The sequence below is a fragment of the Spirosoma luteolum genome (assembly GCF_054778875.1).
Genome location: NZ_BAAGZE010000003.1, coordinates 739,943 through 751,481 on the forward strand (window position 1 = coordinate 739,943; position 11,539 = coordinate 751,481).

At 56.3% G+C, this 11,539-nt stretch carries 12 protein-coding genes; 8 read left to right on the plus strand and 4 right to left on the minus strand.

From position 1 onward, the window contains the following. Positions 1–164 precede the first annotated feature (164 nt). Genes ACYVAC_RS05770 through bioA form a run of 3 tightly spaced genes read left to right on the plus strand, consistent with a single transcriptional unit; the run spans position 165 to position 3,212 of the window. Complete coding sequence (locus ACYVAC_RS05770; protein ID WP_461096648.1) at positions 165–1,310, plus strand: aminotransferase class I/II-fold pyridoxal phosphate-dependent enzyme; 1,146 nt, start codon at positions 165–167, stop codon at positions 1,308–1,310. A 14-nt stretch (positions 1,311–1,324) separates the two neighbouring features. Next, a complete protein-coding gene (gene bioD, locus ACYVAC_RS05775) occupies positions 1,325–1,939 on the plus strand; it encodes a dethiobiotin synthase (RefSeq protein WP_461096649.1) in 615 nt (204 codons plus the stop codon). Beyond that, positions 1,905–3,212 (plus strand): adenosylmethionine--8-amino-7-oxononanoate transaminase, encoded by a 1,308-nt coding sequence (bioA, locus tag ACYVAC_RS05780; RefSeq protein WP_461096650.1) that lies wholly within the window; start codon positions 1,905–1,907, stop codon positions 3,210–3,212. The genes bioD and bioA overlap by 35 nt, the downstream gene beginning before the upstream one ends. Here the strand turns inward: bioA and ACYVAC_RS05785 are convergent. Continuing rightward, on the minus strand, positions 3,209–3,877 hold the full coding sequence (locus ACYVAC_RS05785; RefSeq protein WP_461097006.1) for an AlbA family DNA-binding domain-containing protein: 669 nt from the start codon (positions 3,875–3,877) through the stop codon (positions 3,209–3,211). The two genes, bioA and ACYVAC_RS05785, sit on opposite strands and share 4 nt — an antisense overlap. A 231-nt stretch (positions 3,878–4,108) precedes the next feature. On the opposite strand from ACYVAC_RS05785, the gene ACYVAC_RS05790 reads away from it, so the two are divergent. Further along, positions 4,109–4,597, plus strand: a complete 489-nt coding sequence (locus tag ACYVAC_RS05790) for a sterol desaturase family protein (RefSeq protein ID WP_461096651.1) — start codon at positions 4,109–4,111, stop codon at positions 4,595–4,597. Between the two features lie 60 nt (positions 4,598–4,657). On the opposite strand, the gene ACYVAC_RS05795 is transcribed toward ACYVAC_RS05790, so the two are convergent. Both ACYVAC_RS05795 and ACYVAC_RS05800 read right to left on the minus strand, forming a co-directional pair. After that, complete coding sequence (locus ACYVAC_RS05795) at positions 4,658–6,151, minus strand: amidase (RefSeq protein ID WP_461096652.1); 1,494 nt, start codon at positions 6,149–6,151, stop codon at positions 4,658–4,660. A 74-nt stretch (positions 6,152–6,225) separates the two neighbouring features. Further along, positions 6,226–7,794 (minus strand): M61 family metallopeptidase, encoded by a 1,569-nt coding sequence (locus tag ACYVAC_RS05800; protein ID WP_461096653.1) that lies wholly within the window; start codon positions 7,792–7,794, stop codon positions 6,226–6,228. Between the two features lie 238 nt (positions 7,795–8,032). Here ACYVAC_RS05800 and rpmH point away from each other — a divergent pair, with 238 nt between their 5' ends. From rpmH to tsaB, 4 genes are all read left to right on the plus strand, one after another. Beyond that, the gene (rpmH, locus tag ACYVAC_RS05805) at positions 8,033–8,200 is read left to right on the plus strand and encodes a 50S ribosomal protein L34 (protein ID WP_077920829.1); all 168 of its coding nucleotides are present in this window, start codon (positions 8,033–8,035) and stop codon (positions 8,198–8,200) included. 81 nt (positions 8,201–8,281) lie between these two features. Continuing rightward, positions 8,282–8,662, plus strand: a complete 381-nt coding sequence (locus ACYVAC_RS05810; RefSeq protein WP_461096654.1) for a ribonuclease P protein component — start codon at positions 8,282–8,284, stop codon at positions 8,660–8,662. A gap of 82 nt (positions 8,663–8,744) precedes the next feature. Then, the gene (locus ACYVAC_RS05815; protein WP_461096656.1) at positions 8,745–10,403 is read left to right on the plus strand and encodes a S41 family peptidase; all 1,659 of its coding nucleotides are present in this window, start codon (positions 8,745–8,747) and stop codon (positions 10,401–10,403) included. 33 nt (positions 10,404–10,436) lie between these two features. Further along, complete coding sequence (tsaB, locus tag ACYVAC_RS05820; protein WP_461096657.1) at positions 10,437–11,126, plus strand: tRNA (adenosine(37)-N6)-threonylcarbamoyltransferase complex dimerization subunit type 1 TsaB; 690 nt, start codon at positions 10,437–10,439, stop codon at positions 11,124–11,126. An 87-nt stretch (positions 11,127–11,213) separates the two neighbouring features. Here the strand turns inward: tsaB and rpsJ are convergent, their stop codons facing one another. Next, entirely contained in the window at positions 11,214–11,519 is a 306-nt protein-coding gene (gene rpsJ, locus ACYVAC_RS05825) for a 30S ribosomal protein S10 (protein ID WP_077922220.1), read from the minus strand. Positions 11,520–11,539 lie beyond the last annotated feature (20 nt).

Consider the following 11,539-nt stretch of genomic DNA (forward strand, 5'->3'; position numbering starts at 1 on the left):
TTTGCCTATTCAGGACCACTCAGTCAATTTATTTTACGGTCATTCACACAACCTCCTACTTATCCACAACCGAATTGTGGATAAGTAGGAGGTTGTGCACATTTTGCGCCCCCCTATGCCACGATAAGTCTGTTCGTGCCGGGTGGTGCTTTACCTTTGCAGCCATGATTAGATCATCTGCTACCGTACTGGACGCGCTCACCGACCGGTTGCTGGTACGCCAGCAGGCTAATGCATTCCGGTCGCTGCGGGTCGGGAATACGCTGGTCGATTTCTGCTCCAACGATTACCTGGGCTTTGCGAAGGACAGCACTCTGTCGGATACCATCCAGCAGGCAACTCAGACACAAGCCTATGCAAACGGCGCAACCGGATCGCGGTTGCTGGCGGGCCAGACCGACCTGGCCGACGCGCTCGAAGCGGAACTGGCGCGGTTCTACCACTGCGATGCGTCGTTGCTGTTCAACTCGGGCTACGATGCCAACATCGGGCTTATGGCCTGCCTGCCCCAGCGGGGCGACACCTTGCTGACCGACGAACTGATTCACGCCAGCATGATCGATGGCGCCCGACTCAGCTATGCCGATCGTATTCGTTTCCGGCACAACGATCTCGACGACCTGGAGAGCAAGCTTCGGGTTGCCATCGGCCATTGCTTCGTAGCAGTCGAATCCGTTTACTCGATGGATGGCGATTTTGCCCCCCTGGAAGCGCTGTGCGAGTTGTGCGACCGCTATGGTGCCGGCCTTATTGTCGACGAAGCGCATGCAACCGGCGTGTACGGCCCCCGGGGCGAAGGCCGGGTAGTGGCCCTCAACCTGCAGGAACGGGTGCTCGCCCGGGTTCACACCTTTGGAAAAGGGCTGGGCGTACACGGCGCCGTGGTGACAGGGTCGGCTGTGCTGCGGGACTACCTCATCAATTTCGCCCGGTCGTTTATCTACACGACAGCCTTGCCCCCGCACAGTCTGCTGGCCATCCGGGAAGCCCATCGTTATCTGGCCAAACTGCCCGATGCCCGGCAGACCCTACACCAGCGACTCGCTTATTTCCACGCCCAGCGTAGTCGGCATCTCCCCCACACTCACTGGACCGATAGTCAGTCGCCCATTCAGTGTCTACTGGTGCCGGGGAATGACCAGGCCCGCCAACTGGCCGCTGCTGGTCAGGCTGCCGGGCTCGATTTGCGGGCTATCCTGAGTCCGACGGTGCCAATCAGGCAGGAACGTATTCGCATTTGCTTCCACGCCTTCAACACGAATGAACAGATAGACCGACTTTGTGCTGTATTACAGCCCTCTTTCTTCTAATTTCATTTTACCCCATGTCTTTACCCAATCGACTCATTGTAGCCGGTATCGGCACTGAAATTGGCAAAACGGTAGTTTCGGCCGTACTGACCGAGGCTCTGCAGGCCGACTACTGGAAACCTATCCAATCAGGCGCCCTCGACGACTCGGACACGCACTCGGTTCAACGGCTGGTTCGGAATCCGGTGTCGCGCTTCCATACCGAAGCCTACCGTCTTACCCAACCCCTGTCACCCCACGCAGCTGCGGCTATCGACGGCATCACGATCGACCTGAGCCAGATTCAGCTGCCCGAAACATCCAACGCGCTGGTTGTTGAACTGGCAGGCGGGCTCATGGTGCCACTCAACGAGCGGCAGCTAAATATCGATCTGGTGGCGCGCTGGCAACTACCGGTCGTCCTGGTATCGCGCAATTACCTCGGCAGCATCAACCATACACTCCTATCGGTAGCAGCCTGCCAGAGCCGGGGAATTTCCATTGCGGGAATCATCTTTAACGGTCCTACCGTACCCGCCAGCGAATCGGTTATTCTTTCCTACACAAACCTGCCCTGCCTTGGTCGAATTGGGCAGGAGCCTCAACTTTCGCCCGATGTCATCAGCCATTACGCCCGTCAGTTCGCCTGATCTGCACCAGCTCGCCGAGCGCGACCAGGCTGTTATCTGGCACCCCTTTACCCAGATGCAGACAGCGCCCCTGCCCATTCCGATCGTCAGCGCGAGCGGATCGGTACTCCACAGTGCCGATGGCCGAACGTACCTCGACATGGTTGCCTCCTGGTGGGTCAACCTGCACGGTCATGCCCACCCGCACATTGCCGACTGTGTGGCCCGGCAGGCCCGCACGCTTGAGCACGTTATATTTGCCAACTTCACCCATCAGCCAGCCGTCGAACTGGCCGAACGGCTGCTCGCTATTCTGCCCCCGAACCAGGCACGGGTCTTCTACTCCGACAATGGATCGACGGCAGTAGAGGTAGCCCTCAAAATGGCGTTTCAGTACTGGTATAACCTGGGTAAGCCGCGGCAGAAAGTAGTGGCCCTCGATAACGCCTACCACGGCGATACCTTTGGCGCCATGGCGGTAGGGGGCCGAAGTGCCTTCTCGGCCCCGTTTGCCCCCTTCCTGTTCGATGTATCGTTTCTGCCCGCGCCGGTAGCCGGTCAGGAAACCGACGTACTGGCTCAGGCCGAAGCCCTCTTCACCGATGAGGTTGCCGCTTTCATTGTCGAACCCCTGATTCAGGGATCGGGTGGCATGATTATGTATGAACCCGAGGTGCTCGATGCCCTGTTCAGGCTGGCCCGGAAGAAGGGTATCCTGCTCATCGCCGACGAAGTGATGACGGGGTTTGGCCGGACGGGACGCCGGTTCGCGTCGGATTGGCTGACCGAAAAAGCCGACCTGATGTGTCTGTCGAAAGGCCTGACGGGCGGCACGATGGCCCTCGGGGTAACAACCTGCACGACGGCGATCTACGACGCGTTTTTATCGGACAATCGGATGAAGACGCTTTTTCATGGGCACTCCTTCACCGCCAATCCGCTGGCCTGCGCGGCCGCCCTGGCCAGTATGGATTTGCTGTTGCTACCCGAGACGCAGGCAGCTATTGACCGGATTGGCCGGCAGCATGCCGCTTTTGCCAGTCGGCTGGCCGGCAATCGGGCTGTCAGCAACCTGCGGCAACGGGGCATTGTGCTGGCATTTGACTTGAATACGGGAGAGCAAACGTCGTATTTCAGCAGTATTCGGGATTATGCCTTTCAGTTTCTCCTGGATCGGGGCGTACTAATGCGGCCGCTTGGGAATGTGCTGTATATGATGCCTCCCTACTCGACCACCGACGAGCAGCTGGCCTATGCCTACGAGCAGGTCGAAGCCCTACTGGCTACGCTTTAACGGACGGCCCGCGTGGTGTACTGATCCATCACATCGCTCGGATGGATCTCCAGCACGTGGGCCAATACCAGCAGTACCAGCGTTCGTGAAGCAATCTTGCGGGAGATACCGGCAATCGACGCGAACAGATCGACCGTGATGCTGCTGTGTTCGCCCAGATGCTGCATCAGCTTGTGTTCCTTCTCGCCGTAAGTGAAGCGAATCGAGCGTTCGGCCTGTTGCCCCTTCAAAATTTCGCGCACTTCGCGGCTTGCCTGCACCGATTTATCACCCACCCGAACGTAAGCCTTCTTGTTGTCGGGGTCGGCCGGGTCAGGAATAATGTAGTGCGGACGGGTTGGGCTGGGCGGCACCCGAATTACGAGCACCTCGCGCTCATCGCCAATCTGAACGCGATCGATGGAGTAGGAGATGCGGGGAAAGCAAAACTTGTTGATCGCCCTGACGAGCAGGTACTCGTCTTCGTCAGCGTATTTGAGGCCCGGAATCCGCTTATCGTCGGCCACACCGATCAGCATAGTGCCGCCATGGGTATTGGCGAAGGCGACGATACCCCGGATAATTTTCTCGGGGTGATTGGTCTTCAGTTTAAACTCCAAACTACTGCTCTCTCCCCGTCTGACCAGGTTTTTGAGCGCCTGATAGTCCATAACCGATGGGTTCATCTGGTTGAGTACTGACTGATGATAAAGATACGTGTTTTCCACAAACTTGCAATTAATTGCCCCGGCTCTCTATTTTGCGCCAAAAAGTACCCGCTTTCGCGCCAACTTTTCAACAAAACATTCCGTTAGTAGAGTGACAATCAATTGGGCGAAAACGGCGGGTTGGGCGTATCTGGCTCAAGAAGCCGAAACCGGTTTCGGCTGTTTTATTTCTTCTTAAGAAACACAAAAATGCTGCTAAACATTGCTCTGGTTCTGGGTACTTTTCTGTTTATGGAAGGAGTTGCCTGGTTTACACACAAGTACGTGATGCATGGTTTTTTATGGAGCTGGCACCGCGATCATCACAACCATCACAAAGGTTTTTTTGAAGTAAACGACCTATTTGCGGTTGTGTTCAGCCTTACAGCCATCGGTCTGATTCTGGCCGGCGTTCAGATTCCCGAACTGCAGTTTCTGGCCTGGATTGGCGCCGGCGTTACGTTGTACGGGATCTTCTACTTTATTTTTCACGACATCATCGTTCACCGCCGGGTACGCATGAAAATCGATACCAGTGGTCGCTACATGCAACGTATCATGCGCGCTCACTACGTCCACCATAAGGTGCATTCGAAAGAAGGTGCAGAAGCGTTCGGGTTTCTTTACGCGCCCAAGCGTTATGACAAGCCGATGCGCCGAACAGAAACCGACACCGAAGCCGAAACGGTCAAAGCCTAGTCAGACCGGCGACAACCCTTTTGAGCGGTCGGGATACCTTGTGTGTCCTGACCGCTTTTTTTATAGCTCAGGCGGCCGCTTATCGAACCAGGGCTGTTCCTGCTCAAGCTGACCCGCCAGTTGGAACAGCGTAGCCTCGTCGCCCAGTCGGCCCGAGAACATAACCCCGATCGGCAACCCGGCTTCCGACCAGTACAATGGTACCGACATAGAGGGCTGGCCGGTCATGTTGGCAATCACCGTATAAGAGATGTAGCCCAGCGAGCGGTCGGCCAGTTCGTTGACGGTTCGGGTTCCGTGCAGGTATTTGAGCCCGCCCAGCGTATCAACCAGTTTCAGCAGCCGCTCTTCTGATGCCCGGTTCTGAAACGTTCCAATGGCAATGGGCGGCCGGGGCAGCGTTGGGGTCAGCAGCAGATCGTAGGTCTGATGCAGCTGCCCCATAAGTCGGTTCAGCGTGTTCCAGCGTCGCTGCTGGTACGACACATCGGCGGCCGACAGGCCGTCGGCCAGCCGCGCCTGCGCCCAGGTGTTCAGTTCTACATCATCGCGCCGAAGTGGGCGGCCCAGGTATTCGCTCAGCTCCCGCAGGGTGGCGGCCGTTTCACTCAGCACATTGACGAAGAAGGCTTCGGTAACCAGCGACTTCTCGTACGGCAATGGCATTTCCTCCACCGTATGACCGAGTTTTTCGAGCAGTGTAGCCGCGTCCCGAACTGCTTTCACACAGGCAGAATCGGTTTGCTGCGCCGGCATCAGGTGTTGTGTCGAGAATGCAATCCGCAGTTTGCCGGGCTCCCGCCCCACTTCGTCGGCAAAGGGCCGCTCAGGGGCGGGTAAGAAATAAGGATCACCGGGCATGGGCCCTGCCACCGCATCGAGCAGGCGGGCACTATCGCGAACGCTGCGCGTAACGGCGTGGCCCACCACGGCCCCGTTCCATAGTTCGCCATAGCCCGGGCCAAGAGTAATGCGGCCGCGAGAGGGTTTCAGGCCAAACAGGCCGCAGCACGAAGCCGGTATCCGGATAGAACCGCCCCCATCTGATGCCGATGCTGCCGGCACAATCCCCGCCGATACGGCCACCGCCGACCCACCACTCGACCCGCCCGGCGAATGGTTTGGGTTCCAGGGGTTGCGGGCCGGCCCATATAGCTTCGACTCGGTGTAGGGTGTAAGGCCAAATTCAGGTGTATTTGTTTTACCGAACAGCACAACGCCGGCCTGTTTCAGCCGCACAACAACCTCGCTATCGATGGTCGATACATAGTTAGCGTAGCCCCGGCAGCCCGATTTAAGGGGTGTTCCCGCCCAATTCAGCTCCAGATCCTTGAGCAGGTAAGGCACCCCGCGAAAAGGTCCCGTGGCTGGTAGCTGGTCGAGCATGGCCTTCCCTTTATCATAGAGCGGAGTAACGATGGCGTTGAGCGCAGGGTTGACGGCCTCGGCCCGGGCAATAGCCGTATCGAGCAACTCCGCAGGCGATACCTCGCCGGCAGCAACCAAAGCCGCCAATCCGGTGGCATCGTGCCGGACATAGTCAGAAAATTGCATAGCGAAAAACGGGTTTAGGAAACACGTGTTGCCAAGCTACGCAAAAGATGCAAATGCGGCCTCGTCGGTGCTTTTTACTTTGCCGACACGCTCGTGCCATCTTTCTGCTCGTCAATCAGCACAGTATGGTCCAACTCCGTCAGCGCCTGGCCAAACCAGCGGGCACGTTCGGCCCGCCCCGCTTCGTCGCCCAGTTCGAGCAGGCGAATACCGCCGGGATGATCCAGCGTCGACGTTTCGTCAACCACCTGCAGCCCTACCCACGCCAGTGCTTCGTTAAGCGGAGCCAGCAGGTATTCGTTGCCCGTTATGAATCGGTCGAAGTAATCGGCCAGCGGTTCGCCCGCCACTTCTTCAGTTATGGCCCGATAGTCAGCCAGGGTGTAGCCGATAAAGGGGCGTCCATGGCGCTCCCACAACAGGCGCATCACGTCGTCGAGCGAACGGGCATGAGCCGTCTTTTGCCGGATACGCAGATCAAGCAGCAGGGCCGCAATAGCCCCTTTATGATAAACCGATACTTTACGCTCCGGCACACCTTTCTCGTATCCGTCGAGCCACAGATCCCACGACGATTCGGTCAGCGACTGAAATGCATGACCACTCAGATCAAAATGGCGCTTGAATAACACCTGCAGCTCTTTCAGGTAAGCCTCGTCGTCGAACACGCCCGATCGACGCAGCATCAGGTCGCCGTAATAGGTGGTTACACCTTCGGCCACAAAACAGGTTTGAAAGTAATTTTCCTTCGTGAAATCGTAAGGTAACAGTTCGGCCGGACGGATACGGATAATATTCCAGGCATGGAACAACTCATGCGACGATACGCCCAGCAGATCCTGATACAGCCCCTCGCCCTCATCGTTTGGCCCCAGCACCAGCACAGTCGAATTGCAATGTTCGACGCCGTGGTAGTAGGCAACCGGCAGAATCAGCGTCAGGAAGTGGTAGTCAGCTTCGGGAAACTCGCTGAACAGAGCCAGTTGGACCGCCGAAAACCGGGTGAAGTCGTGTACCAGCCGTTCCGGGTCGAACGTAAGCCCCCCATCGCTCCGACGGCCCCCCTGCAACCAGACATGGAATCGGGTTTCGCCAATCGTGTAGCTATGCTGCTGCAGCGATGGAGCAGCAATCAGCGGACAATCGACCAGTTCGTAGAAATCCCGGGCCTCCAAAACCACCGAGGTTGCATCGCGCCGGGGCATGCCACAGGCAACCGTCCAGTCAGCCGGAATAGCCAGAGTCAGACTGCAGGGCTCGTCGATACGCCCTTCGGCATATAAACACAGGTTGACCGGATTGACATACAGCAGCGACTCGCTGATGAAACTACTCCCGGCATTCAGCTGGTAGGCGGTGGGCAGCAACGCGTAATAGTTGTACTGAATCAGCAGCGACTGCGCTGTACCAGGCTCTACCCGCCACCGGTCTTTGGTTATTTTGCGAAATGGTACGGGTTGCCCCGTTTCGTCGGTGATACTGAAGCGCTGGATATTTTTAGCAAATGACTGCAGTTCGTAGCGCCCCGGTCGCCAGGCTGGCAACTGCAGTTCGACCCGCTCACCGGGCGTCAGCTTGTCAAGTTGTGCCTCCACGGCGATGTAGTGCGGCAGCAGGGGATCGGCAGACAGTCGGTAGTGCATATAGGCTTGACTAGAGGTGGGTACGTGTTGTATGCGTAACCGGTTGACGCGGGCAAAGGGTTTCCCAACCCATCGATTCTTGGTTTTACGCACGCATCAGGTCGGGTCTGACAGCCGGGCTCAGTCAATTCCCTAACAACCAGTTAGCAAAAACACAAACAGGGCTTGGTAAAACGCATGGGTTCTCCTATCTTTGCGGACTCATTTAGGAACCAAGGGTTTTTAGGCAAGATAGATCATGAAAAGAACGTACCAACCATCGAACCGGAAGCGGAAAAACAAGCACGGCTTCCGCGAGCGGATGTCTACCGCTAACGGCCGCCAGGTGCTGGCCCGCCGTCGTGCCAAAGGCCGCTGGAAACTGACCGTTTCTGACGAGAAAAAAGGCGAACGGTTTAAAGTGTAGCCGTCTGGCGGAGGGTTGTTCGCGGGTTGACTGGCACCTGAACACGGTTACACAATCCACAACTTCTACTGATCAGACTTTATGCAGCAAACCTTCACCAAATCGGAGCGGCTTTGCAGCAAAAAAATACTGGGTGAGCTTTTTAAAAAAGGTAGTGCGACCGTTGGGACGTTCTACCTTTTTCCGTTTAGGGTCCTCTACCTGCCCGCTCCAGATACCACCCCGCTCCTGCCCGCCATTGTTATTACGGTACCGAAACGGCAGTTCAAACACGCTGTCGACCGTAACCAGATTCGTCGGCGCATTCGGGAAGCGTATCGGCTCAACAAAGACCTGTTGCTCACCGCCGAAGGTCGCACGCGCCCCCTCCCCGCGCAGATTGCATTTCTCTATACCGCCAAGCAGATAATTTCGTTTGAAGAGATAGAAAAAGGCGTGAAATTAGCCCTAAAGAAACTCTAGGGCTACCGCTTTACCGGCACAGACGTTGCTATACAACGCTCGGCCATACAAGCTATAAACCACAACCCTTAAACTATCTCCTATGCACCTCAGCAACCGGGTAAAGCTGCTGGCCACAACGGCGCTCGTGGCCGGGGGGGTTGGTCTGTTTTCGTTTAAAACCGACGATCGCTTCTTCGAAATCGCCCGCAACCTCGACATTTACGCGACGCTCTTCAAAGAGCTGAACATGTACTATGTCGACGAGATCAACCCAAACCGCATGGTGAAGACCAGCATCGATGCGATGTTGAAGGCGCTCGATCCGTACACCAACTTCTACGCGGAAGATGAGATTGAAGATTACATGACCATGACCACCGGCCGCTACAACGGTATCGGAGCGGCCATCGGTCAGCGGCAGGGCAAGAGTATTGTGCTGATGATCTATGAAGGTACACCGGCTGAGAAATCGGGGCTGCAGATCGGCGACGAAATCATTAAAGTCGACGGCGTTGACGTGAAGAGTCGCAAAGATGCCGATGCGGGTAAACTCATCAAAGGGCAAACCAATACAGGCGTCAAGCTAACGGTAAAACGATTCGGCGTAGCCAATCCGGTCGACGTAACCGTGATGCGCGATGTGGTGAAGATGACCAACGTACCTTACTACGGCATGCTGTCGGCCGACGTGGGGTATATCGACCTGAAAGACTTTACCGCTACGGCCTCGCGTGAGGTGCGAACGGCGGTGCAGGAATTGAAGGGCAAAGGCATGAAAAAGCTGGTGCTCGATGTGCGGGAGAACCCCGGCGGGCTGCTCAACATGGCCATCGATATCTGCAACATTTTTATCCCAAAAGACTCGGAAGTCGTAACGACCAAAGGCAAGGTGACGGAGTGGAACAAAACCTACACGGCCCTCAACGCGCCCGTCGACCTGGACATCCCGATTGTGGTGCTGACCAACAGCCATAGTGCCTCGGCCGCCGAAATCGTATCGGGCGTTTTGCAGGACTACGACCGAGCCGTGCTGATCGGACAACGGACCTATGGCAAGGGCCTTGTACAGACCACGCGCGAACTGTCGTTCAACACCAAGCTAAAAATTACGACCGCCAAGTATTATATTCCGAGCGGACGCTGCATCCAGGCAATCGACTACAGCCACCGCAATCCCGATGGCAGCGTCGGCAAAATTCCGGATTCACTGCAGACTGCCTTTAAAACCAAGGCTGGGCGCACGGTGTATGATGGTGGTGGCGTACTGCCCGACATCGTTCTCGAAGCCCCTGCGCCGGCCCCCATTGCCCAAAGCCTGACCAGTAAAGGGCTGATATTCGATTACGCAGTAAAATACCATCATGACCACCCTACGATCAAGCCGGCCCGCGACTTCAAACTCACGGATGCCGAGTATGCCGATTTCGTAAAATGGGTGGCCGATAAGGAGTATGATTATACGACGCAGGTCGAGAAAGACCTGGGCGAACTTGAAGCATCGGCCAAAAAAGAGAAGTATTTCGACCAAATTCAGGATCAGCTGAAATCGCTTAAGACCAAAATGTCGCACAGCAAAGACGCCGACCTGATGACATTTAAGGGCGAAGTGCGGGCCCTGCTCGATGAAGAGATTGCCGGCCACTATTATCTGCAAAAAGGCATAAAGGAAGCGTCATTTGCCAGCGACCCCGAACTAAAGGCAGCGCTGACCCTCTTTGGCGATATGCCCAGATACCAGTCTATTCTGAAAAAGAAATAAAGTTGGCCGCTGGATATGGCCAACGTCGTTGCTATGCTTATTCTGTCTCTCGACACTTCCACCACGGTTTGCTCGGTTGCCCTTCATAGCGACCAGCAACTGCTGGGGTGTTATGAACTATACATTGAGCGCACCTCCTCGGCCATGCTGACTACCCTCATGCAGGATCTGGTGGTTCAGACGGGCCATTCGCTGGATCAGCTCGATGCGATTGCCGTTGGGATGGGCCCCGGTTCATACACTGGCCTGCGCATTGGCGTGTCGACCGCTAAAGGGCTCTGCTTTGCGCTCGACAAACCGCTGCTGGCGGTCAATACACTAACGGCTATGGCCGAACAGGTACGTGCCTTCTACATGCCGGAGACGCGCTTATGTCCGATGATCGATGCGCGACGCATGGAGGTTTACTGCGCTATTTATGACACGGCCGGGGCCGAATTGCAGCCCACAGCGGCTGTCATTGTCGATGAGCAGTCATTCGGGCAATGGCTGGCCCAGGGGCCGGTCGTATTTTTCGGCGATGGCGCGGCCAAGTGCGAAGCTGTTGTCGGTAGCCACCTGAATGCTCGTTTCATACGGCAACTCATTACACCCTCGGCCCGTACCATCGGGCAACTCGCCCGGGAGGCTTACCGAGCCGGGCGGTTTGAAGATCCGGCTACCTTCGAACCTTATTACCTGAAAGACTTCATGACGACTCAGCCCCGCAAGGCTGCTGTCTAGGCTCGGCAAATTCATGCAAACGAAACGGCCGCCGGCCTGATACAATCTGTATCGAGCCGGCGGCCGTTCTGCGTTTCGCTGTAATCGTTAGACTTTGATCTCAACGTCAACACCGCTGGGAAGTTCGAGCTTCATCAGGGCGTCAACCGTTTTCGCGCTGCTGCTGTAGATATCAACCAGGCGCTTGTAGGTGCAAAGCTGGAACTGCTCCCGTGCCTTTTTGTTGACGTGGGGCGAGCGCAGTACCGTGTAGATTTCTTTATCGGTTGGCAGGGGGATGGGCCCGCTAACGATAGCACCGGTCGACTTAACCGCTTTCACGATTTTCTCGGCCGATTTGTCAACCAGCATGTGGTCGAACGACTTCAGCTTAATGCGAATTTTTTGGCTCATTGTGGTTTGGTTCGTTAAGT

What these genes read in the sequence shown, in the direction of transcription:
- ACYVAC_RS05785 (WP_461097006.1), bottom strand. Translation starts at nt 3,877, where the DNA reads ATGAACCCATCGGTTATGGACTATCAGGCGCTCAAAAACCTGGTCAGA.
- bioD (WP_461096649.1), top strand. Translation starts at nt 1,325, where the DNA reads ATGTCTTTACCCAATCGACTCATTGTAGCCGGTATCGGCACTGAAATT.
- rpmH (WP_077920829.1), top strand. Translation starts at nt 8,033, where the DNA reads ATGAAAAGAACGTACCAACCATCGAACCGGAAGCGGAAAAACAAGCAC.
- tsaB (WP_461096657.1), top strand. Translation starts at nt 10,437, where the DNA reads ATGCTTATTCTGTCTCTCGACACTTCCACCACGGTTTGCTCGGTTGCC.
- ACYVAC_RS05815 (WP_461096656.1), top strand. Translation starts at nt 8,745, where the DNA reads ATGCACCTCAGCAACCGGGTAAAGCTGCTGGCCACAACGGCGCTCGTG.
- ACYVAC_RS05790 (WP_461096651.1), top strand. Translation starts at nt 4,109, where the DNA reads ATGCTGCTAAACATTGCTCTGGTTCTGGGTACTTTTCTGTTTATGGAA.
- bioA (WP_461096650.1), top strand. Translation starts at nt 1,905, where the DNA reads ATGTCATCAGCCATTACGCCCGTCAGTTCGCCTGATCTGCACCAGCTC.
- ACYVAC_RS05770 (WP_461096648.1), top strand. Translation starts at nt 165, where the DNA reads ATGATTAGATCATCTGCTACCGTACTGGACGCGCTCACCGACCGGTTG.
- rpsJ (WP_077922220.1), bottom strand. Translation starts at nt 11,519, where the DNA reads ATGAGCCAAAAAATTCGCATTAAGCTGAAGTCGTTCGACCACATGCTG.
- ACYVAC_RS05795 (WP_461096652.1), bottom strand. Translation starts at nt 6,151, where the DNA reads ATGCAATTTTCTGACTATGTCCGGCACGATGCCACCGGATTGGCGGCT.
- ACYVAC_RS05810 (WP_461096654.1), top strand. Translation starts at nt 8,282, where the DNA reads ATGCAGCAAACCTTCACCAAATCGGAGCGGCTTTGCAGCAAAAAAATA.
- ACYVAC_RS05800 (WP_461096653.1), bottom strand. Translation starts at nt 7,794, where the DNA reads ATGCACTACCGACTGTCTGCCGATCCCCTGCTGCCGCACTACATCGCC.